The 16,460-nt window shown below is 61.6% G+C and carries 14 protein-coding genes; 7 read left to right on the top strand and 7 right to left on the bottom strand.

All coding sequences use genetic code 11. The features are described from left to right. Positions 1 to 17: 17 nt before the first annotated feature. Positions 18 to 1,463, bottom strand: a complete 1,446-nt coding sequence (pyk, locus tag GGQ68_RS03205; protein ID WP_183962941.1) for a pyruvate kinase — start codon at positions 1,461 to 1,463, stop codon at positions 18 to 20. Positions 1,464 to 1,678: 215 nt separating this feature from the next. Here pyk and GGQ68_RS03200 point away from each other — a divergent pair, with 215 nt between their 5' ends. Together GGQ68_RS03200 and GGQ68_RS03195 are read left to right on the top strand one after the other, a co-directional pair. Next, positions 1,679 to 2,416: an N-formylglutamate amidohydrolase gene (locus GGQ68_RS03200; RefSeq protein WP_183962940.1), complete on the top strand. Its 738-nt coding sequence runs from the start codon at positions 1,679 to 1,681 to the stop codon at positions 2,414 to 2,416. Between the two features lie 19 nt (positions 2,417 to 2,435). Then, on the top strand, positions 2,436 to 2,750 hold the full coding sequence (locus GGQ68_RS03195; RefSeq protein WP_183962939.1) for a DUF1244 domain-containing protein: 315 nt from the start codon (positions 2,436 to 2,438) through the stop codon (positions 2,748 to 2,750). A 207-nt stretch (positions 2,751 to 2,957) separates the two neighbouring features. Here GGQ68_RS03195 and holA read toward each other — a convergent pair whose 3' ends face one another. From holA to GGQ68_RS03175, 4 genes are all read right to left on the bottom strand, one after another. Further along, entirely contained in the window at positions 2,958 to 3,986 is a 1,029-nt protein-coding gene (gene holA, locus GGQ68_RS03190; RefSeq protein WP_183962938.1) for a DNA polymerase III subunit delta, read from the bottom strand. Further along, positions 3,983 to 4,483 (bottom strand): LPS assembly lipoprotein LptE, encoded by a 501-nt coding sequence (lptE, locus tag GGQ68_RS03185; protein ID WP_246429224.1) that lies wholly within the window; start codon positions 4,481 to 4,483, stop codon positions 3,983 to 3,985. The genes holA and lptE overlap by 4 nt, the downstream gene beginning before the upstream one ends. Before the next feature lie 31 nt (positions 4,484 to 4,514). Then, on the bottom strand, positions 4,515 to 7,205 hold the full coding sequence (gene leuS, locus GGQ68_RS03180) for a leucine--tRNA ligase (protein ID WP_183962936.1): 2,691 nt from the start codon (positions 7,203 to 7,205) through the stop codon (positions 4,515 to 4,517). Between the two features lie 102 nt (positions 7,206 to 7,307). Further along, positions 7,308 to 8,078 carry a hypothetical protein gene (locus GGQ68_RS03175; protein WP_183962935.1) on the bottom strand — a complete coding sequence of 257 codons (771 nt, stop codon included), beginning with the start codon at positions 8,076 to 8,078 and terminating at the stop codon, positions 7,308 to 7,310. A 142-nt stretch (positions 8,079 to 8,220) separates the two neighbouring features. Between GGQ68_RS03175 and GGQ68_RS03170 the strand changes: the two genes are divergently transcribed. Beyond that, positions 8,221 to 9,477, top strand: a complete 1,257-nt coding sequence (locus tag GGQ68_RS03170) for a glycosyltransferase (RefSeq protein ID WP_183962934.1) — start codon at positions 8,221 to 8,223, stop codon at positions 9,475 to 9,477. 411 nt (positions 9,478 to 9,888) lie between these two features. On the opposite strand, the gene GGQ68_RS03165 is transcribed toward GGQ68_RS03170, so the two are convergent. Then, a complete protein-coding gene (locus GGQ68_RS03165) occupies positions 9,889 to 10,413 on the bottom strand; it encodes a DUF3576 domain-containing protein (protein WP_183962933.1) in 525 nt (174 codons plus the stop codon). A gap of 268 nt (positions 10,414 to 10,681) precedes the next feature. On the opposite strand from GGQ68_RS03165, the gene GGQ68_RS03160 reads away from it, so the two are divergent. The 4 genes from GGQ68_RS03160 (at position 10,682) to pdxR (ending at position 15,539) form a co-directional block, all read left to right on the top strand. Next, the gene (locus GGQ68_RS03160) at positions 10,682 to 11,761 is read left to right on the top strand and encodes a porin (RefSeq protein WP_183962932.1); all 1,080 of its coding nucleotides are present in this window, start codon (positions 10,682 to 10,684) and stop codon (positions 11,759 to 11,761) included. A gap of 94 nt (positions 11,762 to 11,855) precedes the next feature. Next, positions 11,856 to 13,334 carry a tetratricopeptide repeat-containing sulfotransferase family protein gene (locus GGQ68_RS03155; protein WP_183962931.1) on the top strand — a complete coding sequence of 493 codons (1,479 nt, stop codon included), beginning with the start codon at positions 11,856 to 11,858 and terminating at the stop codon, positions 13,332 to 13,334. Then, positions 13,331 to 13,984 (top strand): YggS family pyridoxal phosphate-dependent enzyme, encoded by a 654-nt coding sequence (locus GGQ68_RS03150; protein WP_183962930.1) that lies wholly within the window; start codon positions 13,331 to 13,333, stop codon positions 13,982 to 13,984. Before GGQ68_RS03155 ends, GGQ68_RS03150 begins: the two co-directional genes overlap by 4 nt. 94 nt (positions 13,985 to 14,078) lie before the next feature. Continuing rightward, entirely contained in the window at positions 14,079 to 15,539 is a 1,461-nt protein-coding gene (pdxR, locus tag GGQ68_RS03145) for a MocR-like pyridoxine biosynthesis transcription factor PdxR (RefSeq protein ID WP_183962929.1), read from the top strand. Here the strand turns inward: pdxR and GGQ68_RS03140 are convergent. Then, positions 15,536 to 16,435 carry a phosphotransferase gene (locus tag GGQ68_RS03140; protein ID WP_183962928.1) on the bottom strand — a complete coding sequence of 300 codons (900 nt, stop codon included), beginning with the start codon at positions 16,433 to 16,435 and terminating at the stop codon, positions 15,536 to 15,538. The two genes, pdxR and GGQ68_RS03140, sit on opposite strands and share 4 nt — an antisense overlap. Between the last annotated feature and the right edge of the window lie 25 nt (positions 16,436 to 16,460).

The following is a 16,460-nucleotide window of genomic DNA, read 5'->3' as shown; positions in this document are numbered from 1 at the left end:
GCTTGCCGCGCAGCGTATCACTCTGGATCTGTGCGGAAAATAAGTCGTTCGTCACAGGGCGCAACGCGCAGAATGTTCGTCGTGCCTGCCTGATTGAAGGGCACACCGGCGGTGACAACGATCTGGTCGTTTTCGGTCGCAAAGCCCAGCGCGCGGGCGGCACGGGCCGAATTCACAACAGCCTGCTTGAAGCGCTCCAATTCGCCGGCGATCACGCACTGCACGCCCCAGTGCAGCGTCAGACGGCGCGCGGTGCCGCGTTGCGGGGTCATGGCGATGATTGGGACACGAGGACGTTCGCGTGAGGTCAGCGCAGCGGTTGTTCCCGATGACGTGAAGCAGCAGATCGCCTTGATGTCGGTCGTTTCGGCGATCTCGCGGGCGGCGGCAACGATCCCGTCAGCGATGGTGTGACGGGCCGCGCTGCGCGACGCCTCGATCACCTCGCGGTAGGTCGGATCATTTTCGACGGACACAGCCACGTTGTGCATTGTGCTGACCGCTTCGATGGGATACTGGCCCGCCGCAGATTCTGCCGAAAGCATGACCGCGTCGGTGCCTTCGTAAATCGCGCCGGACACGTCCGATACCTCTGCCCGCGTCGGCATCGGGCTTTCAATCATCGATTCAAGCATCTGTGTCGCAACGATCACCGGCTTTGCAGCGGCACGACACTTACGCACAAGACGCTTCTGGATCGGAGGGACCGAGTGAACGGGCAACTCAACGCCGAGGTCCCCGCGTGCAACCATGATGCCGTCAGAAGCCGCCAGAATCGCATCAAAGTGCTCCACGGCTGAAGGTTTCTCGATCTTGGCGAGAATAGCGGCGCGGCCACCGGCCAATTCGCGGGCTTCCTCGACGTCCTCTGCGCGCTGCACAAAGGACAGCGCAAGCCAGTCGATGCCCAGCGCACAGGAGAATTCCAGATCCTTCCGGTCCTTTTCCGACAGCGCCGCCAGCGGAAGCACCACGTCGGGCACGTTGACGCCCTTACGGTTGGAAATGGTGCCGCCTGCTTCGACCGTGCAATCGGCATGCTCTTTGGAGCAGTCCGTGACGCGCAGGCGAATTTTACCGTCGTTGACCAAAAGGTGCGATCCGGGTTCCAGCGCTGCGAAGATCTCGGGATGTGGCAGTTGCACACGCTTCTGGGTCCCCGGTGTCTCGTCCAGGTCGAGGCGGAAGCTCGTGCCCCATTCCAGCTCTTCCGAGCCGTTTTCAAACTCGCCCACCCGGAGTTTGGGTCCTTGGAGATCGGCGAGGATGCCAATCGGGCTGTCGAGATCTCTTTCCACCTGGCGAATGATCTTGTGACGTTCCTCGATTTCCTCATGCGTCCCATGCGACATGTTCAGACGGAACACATCTGCGCCCGCCTCGTGCAGGGCACGAATCATCTCGTAGGTGGAGGACGCAGGGCCCAGTGTGGCCACGATCTTTACATTGCGGTCGCGTTTCATCAGTCCCAGCCTTCCTGTCGTCGTTGGCGTCGCTTAAAATATGCGCCGTCACAAACATGTTTCGGTGCGGTCGCCACTGCGCAAGGGCGTTACCGCTAACACGTCCAGCTTATCGCGTATTTCTTTGCAGCACGCAACGCAGGCGATGATTTTCTTCGTGCATTTTCATCTCGGCGCGCCTCGCCTAAATGTAAGGGGGCGGAGGTTACGACATTATGACTTATCAGCCATACACAGTTCTGGGTGCAGAGCGCGACAGTCGGTTCCTGATCACATGCGATCATGCGACCAACGTGGTCCCGCCCGAACTTGGCGGCTCACTTGGCCTGCCAGAGGCCGACATGCTCCGCCATATCGCGTTTGATCCCGGCGCTGCGGGTGTGGCACGCGCACTGGCAGACGCGCTTGGTGCCCCTGCAATCCTTTCGAATTTTTCGCGCCTGGTCATTGATCCGAACCGCGGCGAAGATGATCCAACGGTCCTGATGCGGCTATACGACGGGTCCGTTATTCCCGGCAATCGCCCATCGGACGGTGCAGAAAAGGCACGCCGCCTGAATGCCTATCACCGCCCCTACCATGATGCGCTTGAACGGCTCGCCACACGTCGCAATGACACGGTGCTGGTGTCCGTCCACAGTTTCACACCGCAATTGCGAGGACGCCGCCCGCGTCCCTGGCATGTGGGCATTCTGCACGCTTGGGATGCGCGGTTATCGGACCCGCTGATTGCTGCCCTCGAACGCGAACGCGATATCGTCGTGGGCCGCAACGAACCCTACCCAGGCCACCTGCCCGGCGATTCCATGGATCGTCACGCCTTGAAACATGGTCGCCCGAACACGCTTATCGAGCTGCGCCAGGACATCATCGCAACCCCCGAACAGCAACAGGCGTGGGGCGACCGCCTTGCACCGCTGCTGGTCGAGGCCCTGACCCACGTCACAGACTGATCCATTGAAGGAGAACACCATGGACGACCAGACCCGCATCGAGCTGGAAGCTGCTGCCTTTCGCCGACTGCAAAAACACCTGATGGAAGACCGTACCGATGTGCAGAACATCGACATGATGAACTTAACAGGCTTTTGCCGCAATTGTCTGAGCCGCTGGTATCAGGAGGCCGCCAATGAGCGCGGCATCGAGATGTCCAAAGATGAGGGCCGCGAGGCATTTTACGGAATGACCATGGACGAGTGGAAAGCCAACTATCAGACAGACGCAGGAGCCGATACGCAGAAAGCATTCGAGACTGCGTTCAAAGAAAACGTAACCGACAAGGGCTGAGACCTTCACACCGCTGGCCCTTCGTGTGCGCCTTTGCCTCGCCGGAGATAAGCCCGGAAAGGGAGTAGTCCGCTTGGGAAGGGAGGCAGGCCTTTTACGTGCCATCGGACATCAGTCGTTGGCCTGATGCGTTTTACTGCACATATCAAAAAGCGGATTGCCGCGGTGCTGCATTGGAGATTGGCTAAATCGACACCAATTCCATGGTCAACTGCGGCCCGCCATATGAGCCAGCCGGACAAAAGCACGCTCCACCAATGCCATGGCCGGGGCCTTCTGGCCCGCCGAGCGGAGCGTCAGGTCGGTGTCCATCAGCAGCGTCAGCGCGTCCTCGAGGCGCGCTGTGCTCCACTTCTGGGCCTGGCGTAGAACGCGGTCGCGGCGCGGGCCAAAGATCGGCGGACGCAGGCGCCCGATACCAGCCGCAGGCCCACCTGGCGCGGCGGACAGCGCGTACAGCGTCCGAAAGTGGCGCGCACCCATGATCATCAGCGTCACAGGCGCGACCCCCTGCCCCCCCAAGCGCTGCATCACCGGGGCAATCTCCCCGGTGCGGCCCTCGGCAACAATGTTGAACACGTCATCCATTGCGGCCTCGACTGACGCGGGGGCGTTCAGTTCAACCTCGTCGACGGACAGCGGGCTGGTGTCGCCCAGCTTGTAGAGCGAGATCTTTTCCAGCGTTTGGCGAAAATCGCCCGGCGTCAGTTCCCGACCCAAGACTTCCAAAGCGCCCATGGCGTCGCGCCCAACCTCGGCGATCCCGGCGCGCTTGAGCTCGTCTTCGATCTCGGAGCGGGTCATCGGATTGGCGTACAGCGCGGCAGCCAAGGCGGTGCGATGCCCCTCAAACGCCTTGCGCAACGAGGATTTCGCGGTAAGCGACCCGGCGGTGGCGATGATCGTCGCATCACCATCACGCCAATCCTGCAAAGCCGCCTTCATCGCGTCGGCGCATCCGTCGGTGGCTTCCTCGACCAGAACCGCGCGCGCACCGGGGAAGAAGCCAACCGCCTTCACCGCATCAAGCAGCGCAGCCTTATCCTTGCGCAGATCGGCGCCATTCATCCGGGTAAAGCGCATCTCCGTCTCGCCCTCAGGCCCGACCAGGGCAGCGACCACTTGCTGGCGCTTCATTGCCACGCGCATCGTATCCTCGCCAAAGATCAAAAGGCCCGGCACCTTTGGATCAGGTTTGCGAAAGAAATCCTCGGCCGCGCGTCCGGCAAGTTTCATGGGGTGGACCCGGCAGTGGGCACGTTGGAAACATGCAAGACGAGGTCGTCGATCACCTGATCGGCCAGAAGGATCATCAAACGTTCCTGCGCATCGCGTTGCGCCGCACTCGTGGCGACGGTCGCCCCGGTGGTCGAATAGCCGGTAAAGGCATTGGTCCGTGCGTCGCGCACGACCTCGCCCGTCGCCGTGTCGGTGAGGGTAAAGAACACGCGCCCGATCAAGCGTACCCGCGTCACAGAGCCCGCAGAGGTCGCGCCAATATCCTGATCGTCGATCTGAATGCGCGTCGTCAGCCTGTAGGGGGCAGCCCCCCCGCCCCGGCCCATGCGCTCCTCGAACCGGCGGTTGAAAACGTATTGAGAATCGTCAGACGGCTCGGGCAGGTCAATGGCATTAACCAGCGCCGTCCCACCCCCTTGCGGCCCGTACACCGGGGTGAAGCCGCAGGCGGCAACGCTGCCAATCAAGGCCAGCACGGCCGCGCGTCGGGTCATTCCCGCCGCGCGCCAGACTTTGGTATTCGTCTCAGACGACCACATTCACGATCCGCCCCGGCACCACGATCAGCTTTTTCGGTTGGCCCCCGTCGAGGGCCCTCACCACAGCTTCGTGCGCCAGCACCAGCTTTTCAACCTCTTCCTTTGGCATGTCCGTCGGCACGTCGATTTCGCCGCGCCGCTTGCCATTGACCTGAATAGGAAGCGTGACCGTATCCTCGACCAACATGGCCGCATCCGCCACAGGCCATGGCGCATTGGCGATCAGCCCTTCACCGCCCAGCAATTGCCAGATTTCTTCGGACAGGTGCGGGGTCATGGGGGACATCAGCTGCGCCAGCGTCTTGGCGGCAAAGCGCTTTGTCTCGCTCCCGGCACGGGATTTCGAAAGCGCGTTGGTAAAACCGTAGAGCTTTGCAATCGCCGCGTTGAAGCCGAACGCCTCCACTCCCAGCGTTATGTCCTGAATAGCCTTGTGCGTTTCCTTGAGCAGTGCCGGGTCCTCACGTGTCTCCGGCACGTCGCCTGCTGCGATTTCGGAGGCGATGCGATACACTCGGGTTAGGTGTTTGCTCGCCGCCTCTGCGCCGGATGCGGTCCATTCGACATCCCGCTCGGGAGGCGAATCGGACAGCACGAACCAGCGCGCCGTATCCGCACCATAGGTGGCGATGATGCTCATGGGGTCGACCACGTTGTTCTTGGACTTCGACATCTTGGCGGAGGGGATCACTTCAATCGCTCGCGCATCAGCTTGATCGAGCTCGTACACCTCCCTCAGCTCTTCCAGGTTTGCCGCCCCTTTGACATCTACCCTTCTAATCGCGACCGGACGCCCATCGTAATTGAATTCAATTACGTCCTCTGGGTAATGGTAGATCTTGCGGAGCATTGGGGGAGTTCTACCGGGCTTAGTCTCTTCGATGGGCTTGTCCAACTCTTCGCTCAGATAGATCGCATGGGTGACCATACCTTGTGTGAACAGCGCGTTGAACGGCTCTGCGGCGCTGGCAGGCAGATGGCCAGTCTTGATCATCGCGCGGGCGAAGAAGCGTGAATACAGCAAGTGCAGGATCGCGTGTTCAATGCCGCCGATGTACTGATCGACGTTCATCCAGTATTCAGCGTCGGCCTTGTCGGTTGGTGTCACGGCACGCGGTGCGGTGAAGCGCGCGAAATACCATGACGAATCGACGAAGGTGTCCATCGTGTCGGTCTCACGCTTGGCGGGCGCACCGCAGGACGGGCAGTCGCAGTCGCGCCATGTGGGGTGGCGGTCCAGCGGGTTGCCCGGAATGTCGAAGGACACGTCATCGGGCAATTCAATCGGCAAGTTCTCTTTCTTCTCGGGCACCACGCCGCACTGGTCGCAATGCACGACCGGAATCGGGCACCCCCAGTAGCGCTGGCGGGACAGGCCCCAATCACGCAGTCGGTACTTGGTCACGCCCTGGCCGACGCCGTTTTCCTCGCAGAAGTCCACGGCCGCATCGACAGCGGCCTCGCCGGTCTGCGCTTCCTGGCCTGCAAAACCGCGCAGGTAGCGCACGGTTTCCTGTTTGGCCGGAACATAGGCAGGGCCGCCGTCCTCCGGCGTGATGAACGTCCCCTCTTCGCCCATGGCCGGGACAAAGACGGTCCGCACCTCGAGGTCATATTTGCGCGCAAAATCAAGGTCGCGCTGGTCATGCGCCGGGCAGCCAAAGATCGCGCCGGTGCCGTAATCCATCAAGATGAAGTTGGCGATGTAGACCGGCAGCTCCCACGCGGTGTCAAAGGGATGGCGCACACGGATGCCGGTGTCAAAACCGAGCTTCTCGGCCTTTTCCAGCGCTTCCTCGGTCGTGCCGCCCTTGCGCATTTCAGCCACGGCAGCGGCCAGTTCGGGGTTGTCCTGCTCCAGCGCGCGGGTCAGCGGGTGATCCGGGCTCAAGCCAACAAAAGACGCCCCCATCAGCGTGTCTGGACGCGTGGTGTACACGTCGATGCGGTCGAAATCCTCCGGGGCATCCACGGTTGAGAAGGCGAATTGCAGCCCGCGCGAGCGACCGATCCAGTTGGCCTGCATGGTCTTTACCTTGGCGGGCCACTCGTCCAGCCCGTCCAGCGCGTCCAGAAGCTCTCCGGACATGTCGGAGATCTTGAAGAACCACTGCGTGAGTTCCTTACGCTCCACCGCGGCACCGGAGCGCCAGCCACAACCGTCAATGACCTGTTCGTTGGCCAGAACTGTCATGTCCACCGGATCCCAGTTCACCACGGCGTTCTTGCGATAGACCAGGCCTTCGGAGAGCATGTCGATGAAAAGCGCCTGTTGCTGGCCGTAATATTCCGGGTCGCAGGTCGCAAACATGCGCGTCCAGTCGAGGCCAAAGCCCAGCGGCTTCATCTGTTCGACCATCGTGTCGATGTTGGAATAGGTCCAGTCCTTTGGGTGGCCTCCCGACGCCATGGCGGCGTTCTCGGCGGGCATCCCGAAGGCGTCGAACCCCATGGGGTGCAGCACGTTGTGGCCGGTCGCGAGCTTATATCGCGCGATCACGTCACCCATGGTGTAGTTGCGCACGTGGCCGATATGGATGCGCCCCGAAGGATACGGGAACATCTCCAACACGTAATATTTCGGCTTGTCTTGGTCGCGGGTGGCGACAAACGTTCCAGCCTGTTCCCAGGCCTGCTGCCATTTCGGTTCGATGCTGGCGGGGTCGTAACGCGACATGCGGGCCTCCGGAAGATTAACGGTGCGGGTATCGCGTCGGGTGATAGGTGTTGACGCGCCAATGGTCCAGAGGCCGCATGGCATTGCGGCTTGAAACTCGCGCTATGTTCCCGTCATGCGGCGCGCCTTGCGCAGGATTGTGGTCTTGGTGTCGCGGACAAAGCCGTCGCGCAGACCAGATCGATTGAGGGCAAGAAAGACCTCCTCCAACCCCAGATCCGGGCGGGCATTGGCGTGTTGGGGCGGCAGCCTTTCAGCCAGGTGCTCCAGATCGGCGGCGCGCAGGATCGGGAGCACAGGCTGAGCCGCGCAGTCCTCCAGCGCGGTTACGGAAACGGTGGTCTGCGGCACTGCGCTGCGCACGGCGGCAACCACGCGGTCGAGGTGCGCGGCTTCTGCCATCTCTTGCGCATAGACCTCGGCGGAGGCCGTCAGCCGCGTGCTTCGTAGGTTCTGCCACCAAAGACTGATGAGCCACGCCTCCGCCCCCCTCGTCGAGAAATGCAGGTGCACGTCAGCATTAAGCGCGGTGTATGCGGCACGTGTCAGGGCGCCCATCAACTCAGGTGTACGGGTGTAATGTGTGACGCCCCGGCGCCCCGGTAGCGCTCCCGCAAGGTCTTCTGCCGAGACGATCAGCAGCGACGCCGCCTGCCCCAGCAAAGCGAACCGCTCCGTTGCCAGCCGCTCCACCTCGACGAGCGGAGCCTCCGGCGACACCGACACCTCGCGGCATATGTCACACAGGTCGGCCAGTTCGGCCTGAAGCGCCACGATGATCCCCTTCGGCAGATCCGGGCGCAGCGTTTCCAGTGAGAGTTGAACGCTTTTCGTTCCGGTCTTGTGAAACCCGGGATGGATCAGAACACGCATCAGCTTTCCTTGCTTCTGATACTGGGAACCGTAGAGGGCTGCGGTGCGGGCGCAACCCCGGCGAGCTAATCGCATGGGCATGTCTTGGCCTGTGCCGCCCCGCATGGCAGAACCGATGCACCCCATATCGTCGAGAGCCACCATGAAAATCCTGTTGATCCACCAGAACTTCCCCGGTCAGTACAAACATCTGGCCCCGGCACTGGTCAAGCAGGGACACGAGGTCGTGGCACTGACCTGCAAGGTGAAGGAGCCTCAGATCTGGCAGGGCGTTCGCATCGTCCCCTACAAGATCCAAGGCCAGAGCACGCCCAATGTTCACCCGTGGCTCGCAGATTTCGAAACCAAGCTGGTGCGCGCCACGTCGTGCTACCGCGGCGCCAAGGGGCTGAAGCAGCAGGGGTTCGAGCCGGATGTCATATGTGCTCACCACGGCTGGGGCGAATCCCTGTTCCTCAAGGATGTCTGGCCCGATGCGCGTCTGGGCCTGTATTGCGAACTGTATCACCTGACCGCGCACCCCTTCCTCAACTTCGACCCGGAGTTTCCGTCGAAGTCACCGGAAGCCGACATTCTGCGCATTCGCATGAAAAACATGAACAACCGTCTGCATGAGGAGATCATGGATGCGGGGCTTTCTCCGACCCGGTTTCAAGCCTCGACCTTTCCGGACCACTGGCAAAACCGCATCACCGTGGCGCATGACGGGGTCGATACCGAACTGGTCCGTCCCAACGCGGGCGCATCTTTGCAGATCGGTGATCTGACCCTGACACGGGATGATGAGGTCATCACCTTCATCAACCGCAACCTTGAGCCCTATCGCGGCTATCACATCTTCATGCGGGCCCTTCCCGCAATCCTCAAGGAACGTCCCAACGCCCACGTGGTGATTCTGGGCGGAGATGAAACATCCTATGGGGCAAAGCCGCCCAAAGGGCAGACGTGGAAGCAGATCTTCATCGACGAGGTGCGGGGCCGCATCCCCACGCCGCATTGGAATCGCGTGCATTTCCTCGGGCGCGTCCCCTACGATCGGTTCCTTGCGATGATGCAGATCAGCACCGCGCATGTCTACCTGACCTACCCCTTCGTTTTATCGTGGTCATTGCTGGAGGCCATGAGCGCCGGATGCGCGATCCTGGCCAGCGACACCGCCCCCGTCAAAGAGGTCATGACCGAAGGAGAAAACGGCTTGATGGTCGACTTCTTTGACACGGAAGCATTGGTGGAACGCCTGGGCACCCTTCTGGACGATGCCGACCTGCGCAAACGCCTGGGAGAGACGGCGAGAGAGTTCGTGAGGGGAAAATACGATCTCGCCGGTGTCTGCCTGCCTCAGCATCTGGAATGGGTGGCTGGCCTGGAGACGCTCGCCCCTCGGCCGATCATGGACTGACCCTCAGACATGGTGACCGGACCGGCCTCCTGCTCACGCAGTCCGCCCCTTTGTCACCGAAACCGCCGCTCACCCAGTCTCGCGACGCAGCCGTTTTTGACCCAGTGGTCAGATCAAGTTACATGCGGACAGCAACGAGGCGACGATGTCCCGCCGCACCAGCGGGTGGAAAACGTGGCTCCACTCAAACAACGCCCACCACGATAGGCAGACAGCCACCGGATGCCCGAAGTTGACGCAGTTCGGATAGCGGACGTGCAGATACTTCTGCTTGCTGCACCTCAGGCGGCGCTCACCCCTGGACCCGCTTCGATAGCCTGCCGCGCCTCGGCGACGGGCTACTGAGTGCGGCTATGTCTCAGAGGGCAGATTGCGCCAGCAGAACCAAGAGCCTCTCGTTATATACCGCGCTCAAAGACGCGCGTCGCGTGCCCGGATCTGACGTGCACGGGTCAGGATCGCATCCTCGATGGCTCGCACGGTCGAGGCAGAGGCCGGACCGTTGGGTGTCAGCAGCGCCAGGTTCAAAGACCGCGCATCCAGCGCCGGATCATTGATCAGAATCGTCGCCCGATAAGCGCGGCCCCCACCCGGAGGCGTTCCGTAGCCTGTGGTTATGACACCGGTAAACGGATCGACTGTTTCGATCGGCAGGAAATTCAGCACTTCGAGCGAGGCGTTCCACAGGTATTTGTTCACCTGCCCGACCTGCCCCTGATCACCGCGCGACTTGAAGATATCCAACACCGACGATTTGGAGCGTCCCCGCGCGCCTTCACGATCCTTGATCTCACCAAGGATCTCGTCGGACGACGGCGTTACAACCGGCTCACGCTCGGTCCGGTCCCCCATCATGCCACAGGACGCTGTCGCCGAAAGCGCCACGGCGATGCCGATCCCCAGCCATACCCGCGATGGCGCGCTGCGCTGTGTCATGTCGATATACTCCCACGAGAATGCCTGTTGCACCCTCATTACTGCGACGGCCCTCAACCGGCAACCCATCAGGTATCGGCAGTATTTTGCCAATTTCGCGCCGAAAACCCCTGCCACCCCCGAACCTTGTGGCAATCGTGCATCACAAAATCGGTTTGGGCGCGACGGCATTTCGGGCGGGTTGCAATGAAAGGGTCTGCGGGCGCATAGAAACGTCATCACAGCCGGCAACGGCTTGGTACGTGCCTTTGAACACATGAGGGAAACAATGAAAAACATCTTGCTCGCGTCCACCGCTCTGGTCGCATTCGCAGGCGCAGCGGCTGCTCAAGTCGAAGTGTCCGGCACCGCAGAAGTCGGTATCGTCGGTGGCGATTTCCGCTACGCAGGTACAGACGGCGACGGCGTCAGCCAGCTCTGGACCGATATCGAAATCGACTTCATCGCGACCGGTGAAGCAGACAACGGCCTGACCTTCGGTGCAGAAATCGATCTGGACGAAGCTGCAAACGGCAACGGCACCGACGATGGTGGCGCAACTTGGTTCGTCGCATTCGGCAACGCACGTCTCGACATGGGCGACACCGACGGCGCGGTTGACTGGGCTCTGCAAGAAGTTGCACTGGCCGGTGGCTCCATCGACGACGCTGAAACCGAGCACCTCGGTTACAACGGCAACTACGGCGCAGACGGCGACTACGACGGCCAGATCGCTCGTGTGACCTACACATACGGTGATTTCGCAGCTGCTCTGTCGACCGAAATCGACGACGGTGGCGACTTCGACCCGATCTGGGGTGTTGGCTTCCAGTACAACGCTGACTTCGCTGGCACAGCAGTTGGCTTCGGCATCGGTTACCAGAAAGGCGACGAAGACTTCTCCGACGCCACTCTGGTCGCTGCGACTACCGCACTTGGCCTGCTGCCCGCGACAGCGACTCTCGAAGACGAGTACGACATCGCTTCCGATATCGCAGCTTACGAAGTTATCGCAGCTTCCGTCGACGTGACGCTGAACTCCGGCATCATGATGGGCCTGAACTACGCAGAGTCCAAGTACGGCGATGCGGGCACGTCCGGCCTGGGTCTCGGTGAGACCGAGAAGTACATGGGCGTCGGCATCGGCTACGAAATGAACGCTCTGGCAATCGGCCTGAACTACGGTGAGTACGACGACCGTTACGGCATCGACGGTCTGGAAACTTCCGGCTACGGCCTGGCAGTGGCATACGATCTGGGCGGCGGTCTTGCTGTTCAGGCGGGCTACGGCTTGTCCAAAGTTGACGTCTCCGGCGGCGACGACTTCGACGCCGACAACTACTCCTTGGGTCTGGCAATGTCCTTCTAAGGACACCAGCCTCACGGCTTAAGGGAAGAGCGGGCGCTTGCGTCCGCTCTTTTCTTTTGGTTCAAGCGCAAAAATCCCAAACAGGCACACCAGCATGACCCCGGCCCAGATCAAGGCGCAGTTCAACGAGGCTCAGGCCTGCATCCGCAACCAGAAGCCGGAACACGCAGCCCGTCTTCTGCGTGCCCTGCTGATCCCCACCGCGCAGGCCCCGGAGGTCAATTACCAACTGGCCCGCGCGCTTGACCGCTTGGGCGACACACAAGGCGCGGCTCGGGCGCTGCATTCCGCACTGCAAAAACGTCCCGGCGATCCGGTCCTGTCCGACGCCGCCCTGCCGATCTTTACCCGTGCCGGTGACAGTCAGGCGGTTCTGGCGATCCACGACGCGCGTATCGCCGCCCAGCCGAACAAGATCGCCCCCCGCGCGGACAAGGCGACCTATCTGCAAAACATCGGTGAATTTGAAAAAGCGTCGAGCATTCTGCGTCGCCTCGTCAAACGCCATCCCGATGAGACCGACCTTTACCGGCTGATCTTCTTTGCCGAAAAGGCGCGCAAGGGCGATCCGCTGATCCGCGAGATGAAACGCCTTTGGGCGCACCCGAAGCTCAACGATGCAGGGCGCATGGCGCTCGGCTTTACCTTGGCCAAGGTGCATGAGGACATCGGCGAACCCGATCAGGTCTTTGCCTATCTCGACGCTGCGAATGCCGCCCAAGCGCGCCAATACCCCCATGACCCGGATGCGCGTCGCAGCCGCTGGGCCGCCTACAAGCAGGGTCAGCAGGCCCTTGACCTGACACCACGCGATGGCACGGCACCGATCCAGCCGATCTTTGTCACCGGCACGCCGCGCTCTGGCACGACGCTGGTGGAACAGATCCTGTCCGCACATTCGGCTGTCACCGCTGGCGGCGAACTGGCCCACGCCGAGCAGCTGGCCAATGCGGTCTTTGGCGGCAACCAGACCTTTGCCGATCTGTCCAAGGCTGCGCCCGAGGCTTTCACCGACTTCGCCGACAAGTATGCCGTGTTGGTGCGCCGGGACACCGGCGTCGACAGTGGACGCGTCACCGACAAATCCATCCAGCTTCAGAACATCTATGGCCTGCTGGCGCACGCCCTGCCCGGCGCACGATTTATCGTCGTGCATCGCGATCCGCGTGATGTGGCCCTGTCTATCTACAAGAACTTCTTTCGGCCCGGCGCCCACCGTTACGCCAACGACTTGGCCGCCATTGCCGATATGATACAAGCCTTTCGCGATCAGGTGGCTTACTGGAAAACCCGAATGCCCGAGCGCATTCACGAGGTTCATTACGAGGATCTGGTGGCTGACCCGGAGCCGCAGACCCACCTTCTGATCGCCGCCGCCGGATTGGACTGGGAGGAGGCCTGCCTTTCCCCGCACACGCAGACAAACCGGGTCAAAACCCTCAGCCTCGCGCAGGTGCGCCAGCCGATTCACACCGGGCGCCGGGAGGCATGGCGCCGCTACGAGGCGGAACTGAAACCATTTATAGACGCATGGGGCGACCGGCCCTTCGGCGCAAAGGAGTGGGACGCATGAGCTTGCAAGACATCGAAACCCGTGTAGCCAAAGCCTGTTCAGAGGCCGGGCGTGACCGCGGGGACGTAAAATTGATCGCCGTCAGCAAGGTACAACCGGCCGAGCGGGTGCAGGCCGTGCTGGACGAGGGCCATCGGCTCTATGGTGAAAACCGCGTGCAGGAGGCCCAAGACCGCTGGACGCCGTTCAAAGAACAATATGACGGTGTTTCGGTTCATCTGATCGGCCCGTTGCAAAGCAACAAGGCGCGTGTGGCGATGGAGTTTTTTGACGCCATCCATTCCGTTGACCGCCCCAAACTCGCAAACACGATTGCACGCCTGGCTGACGAAATCGGGCGTTGTCCCGACTTGTTCTTGCAGGTCAACACCGGCGAAGAGGACCAAAAGGCCGGCGTCATGCCTTCCGAGGCGGACGGTTTCATAGCGGAATGTCGCGCGCTGGATCTGCCTGTCAAAGGGCTGATGTGCATTCCCCCGGTGGATGAAACGCCGTCGCTGCATTTTGCCTTGCTTGCAAAAATCGCCACTCGCAACGGTCTGACGGGTTTGTCCATGGGCATGAGCAGCGATTTCGAACAGGCCATTGCGCTGGGGGCCACACACATCCGCGTCGGCTCTGCGATCTTTGGCGAACGCGACTATGGCTAAGGTTCACTAACCTTTGACGCCAGGGCTGTTTGACAAAGCCGCTTTGGCGTCGGTCCAGATTGCGCCCGCCATCAGTCCAGAATACGGTCGCGTCATGGCCATTCCGGTAGAGACATTTCATCTGACATCGCGTGCCCAAGGCACCTTGCAAGCGCGCATCCAGCAGATGGTGGCGGACGGCATTCTGTCAGGACGCTTTCGGCGTGGTGAGAAACTACCCTCCACCCGAGCCCTCGCGCGCCACCTCAATGTCAGCCGGATCACGGTGACACTCGCCTATACGGAGATGCTCGCCAACGATTACCTGACCTCGCGCGGGCGATCGGGGTATTTCGTCTCCGACAACGCACCTGAGCCGCCTGATTTCGCCCCAACGCCGCAATCGCAGGACACCGTAAACTGGAATGAAATGCTCGCGCGGCGTTACACCGGAGGGCCTGCGTTCAACATGGGGCGGCCTGCGGATTGGGCGAGCTACCGCTTCCCCTTTATCTACGGGCAAACCGACCCAGCTTTGTTCGACCACGCCAACTGGCGGCTTTGCGCGACACAGGCCCTTGGGCAGCGGCATTTCAATGCACTTACCCAGGATCAATTCGACGCCGACGACCCTGAGCTGGTGCGCTTCATCGCGCATCATACTCTGCCACGGCGCGGCATCCTTGCCAGACCTGAGGAGATCCTGATCACGCTGGGGGCGCAGAACGCGCTCTGGCTGGCCACCCAGCTGTTGGCCGTCACGCGGGAGGTGGTGGTCGAAAACCCATGCTATCCTGCGCTCCGACAGCTGTTGACGCACGCGGACGCGCAGGTCACGCCGCTTTCGGTGGATAATGATGGGCTGCCGCCAGAGACAATCCCCGATGGCACGCGCGTGATATTTACCACGCCGAGCCACCAATGCCCGACCTCCGCCACCCTGCCATTGGCACGGCGGGAGGCATTGCTGCGGCGGGCCGCCGACCTCGACGCGGTGATTGTCGAAGACGATTACGAGTTCGAGATGGCCTATCTCAGCGCCCCCTCCCCCGCGCTCAAAAGCCTCGATGAGGACGGGCGCGTCATCTACGTCGGCAGCTTTTCCAAGTCTTTGTTTCCGGGATTGAGGCTGGGCTATCTCGTTGGCTCGGCGGAGTTCATCCGCGAAGCGCGGGCGCTGCGGGCGTCCGTGCTGCGTCACCCGCCCGGCCACATCCAGCGCACTGTGGCGCATTTTCTGTCGCTTGGCCATTATGATGCCTTGGTTCGGCGCATCGGACGGGCTTTGGCTGCGCGGCGCGAAATGATGGAACACGCCACCGCGCGCTACGGCCTGGAGGTCGCGGGCGAAGGCGCGCATGGAGGCTCCGGCCTGTGGATGCGCGCCCCAAAAGATCGGGACATGCGCGACGTCGCGCGGTCCCTGCAGTCAGAAAGTGTTTTGATTGAACCGGGCACGGCCTTTTTTGCGGGCGAGCAGCCACCCCATAACTTCTACCGGCTGGGGTACAGTTCGATACCAAGCGAACGAATCGAAGAGGGTATCGCCCGAATCGCCGCGGTCCTGAAAGCCTAGCAGCTTGTGCCAAGCCCGAGACGGCCAATGACGCAGCGCGCGTCGTCGCAGTCGATGATGTGGCGCGGATGATTGCTGCCGCGATATTTACCCAAAGTCGACACGGCGTCGTACAAGGCCCAGCCGCGTGCCCGCCGCCAAAGATCATCACCCGCGCTCAGGGCGCTTTGAAAGCTGCCCATTTCAAGCTCTGGCACCCAGCGCCATGCCACGGCGACGTCCACAGCCGGGTCGCCGACAGCCACATGTCCCCAATCAACCACGCCCGCCAATTTTCCTTCGCGAACGATCATGTTGGAGGCTTTCAGATTTCCGTGCAACCAACGCATTTTTCGCGGCGGGGCCGCCTCCAATGCGTTCATCCAAACCTCGCGTGTCAGCGACACGTCCAGTTCGTCGCGCAGCGTTCCGACTTCGGTCAGCACAGTGTCCGTCAATTGGTGCAGCGGCACACCACGCATCCGGTTTTCCGCTCCGGCCGCCGGTCCGCCCTTCAGCGACCGTTTCCACAGCGCACGCAGAAAACGCGCCAAAAGCGCCACCTCCTGAGACCAGTCCCGGACCGTGCTTTCATTTGCCTCGGTGCCGTCGATCCAGTCCACTACGATGAAAGGCCAATTGAACCGAGGCGTCGCTTCTCCCCGCAGGCGCAGAGAAGGCATTGCCAGCGGCAAGCCCGATAAATGCGGCAGCCACCGCGCCTCGCGTTCGATCAGGGGAACAGCGTCCGGATGGCGCGGCATACGCACCGCAAAATCTGATCCTACGCGATACATCGCGCGCTCGCCCTCTGCCTCTTCGACAGAGGTGATCTCGTGGCCGGCCCAATCGCCACCTTGCGCCTGCATCAGCGCTGCGACGAGCCGCTCGTCGGTAAGGATCACAACATCGTTCATTTGTTCTCCCTATGCCCCGTGGAAC

Source organism: Sagittula marina (assembly GCF_014196795.1).
In the GTDB taxonomy this organism is placed as follows: Bacteria; Pseudomonadota; Alphaproteobacteria; order Rhodobacterales; family Rhodobacteraceae; genus Sagittula; species Sagittula marina.
This window is presented reverse-complemented; position numbering and strand designations above follow the sequence as displayed.

Excerpts from the sequence above, each read along its gene's own strand:
- leuS (WP_183962936.1), bottom strand. The coding sequence starts at position 7,205 with ATGTCGCGTTACGACCCCGCCAGCATCGAACCGAAATGGCAGCAGGCC.
- pdxR (WP_183962929.1), top strand. The coding sequence starts at position 14,079 with ATGGCCATTCCGGTAGAGACATTTCATCTGACATCGCGTGCCCAAGGC.
- lptE (WP_246429224.1), bottom strand. The coding sequence starts at position 4,483 with ATGACCCGACGCGCGGCCGTGCTGGCCTTGATTGGCAGCGTTGCCGCC.
- GGQ68_RS03195 (WP_183962939.1), top strand. The coding sequence starts at position 2,436 with ATGGACGACCAGACCCGCATCGAGCTGGAAGCTGCTGCCTTTCGCCGA.
- GGQ68_RS03160 (WP_183962932.1), top strand. The coding sequence starts at position 10,682 with ATGAAAAACATCTTGCTCGCGTCCACCGCTCTGGTCGCATTCGCAGGC.
- pyk (WP_183962941.1), bottom strand. The coding sequence starts at position 1,463 with ATGAAACGCGACCGCAATGTAAAGATCGTGGCCACACTGGGCCCTGCG.
- GGQ68_RS03155 (WP_183962931.1), top strand. The coding sequence starts at position 11,856 with ATGACCCCGGCCCAGATCAAGGCGCAGTTCAACGAGGCTCAGGCCTGC.
- GGQ68_RS03140 (WP_183962928.1), bottom strand. The coding sequence starts at position 16,435 with ATGAACGATGTTGTGATCCTTACCGACGAGCGGCTCGTCGCAGCGCTG.
- GGQ68_RS03150 (WP_183962930.1), top strand. The coding sequence starts at position 13,331 with ATGAGCTTGCAAGACATCGAAACCCGTGTAGCCAAAGCCTGTTCAGAG.
- GGQ68_RS03170 (WP_183962934.1), top strand. The coding sequence starts at position 8,221 with ATGAAAATCCTGTTGATCCACCAGAACTTCCCCGGTCAGTACAAACAT.
- GGQ68_RS03165 (WP_183962933.1), bottom strand. The coding sequence starts at position 10,413 with ATGACACAGCGCAGCGCGCCATCGCGGGTATGGCTGGGGATCGGCATC.
- GGQ68_RS03175 (WP_183962935.1), bottom strand. The coding sequence starts at position 8,078 with ATGCGTGTTCTGATCCATCCCGGGTTTCACAAGACCGGAACGAAAAGC.
- holA (WP_183962938.1), bottom strand. The coding sequence starts at position 3,986 with ATGAAACTTGCCGGACGCGCGGCCGAGGATTTCTTTCGCAAACCTGAT.
- GGQ68_RS03200 (WP_183962940.1), top strand. The coding sequence starts at position 1,679 with ATGACTTATCAGCCATACACAGTTCTGGGTGCAGAGCGCGACAGTCGG.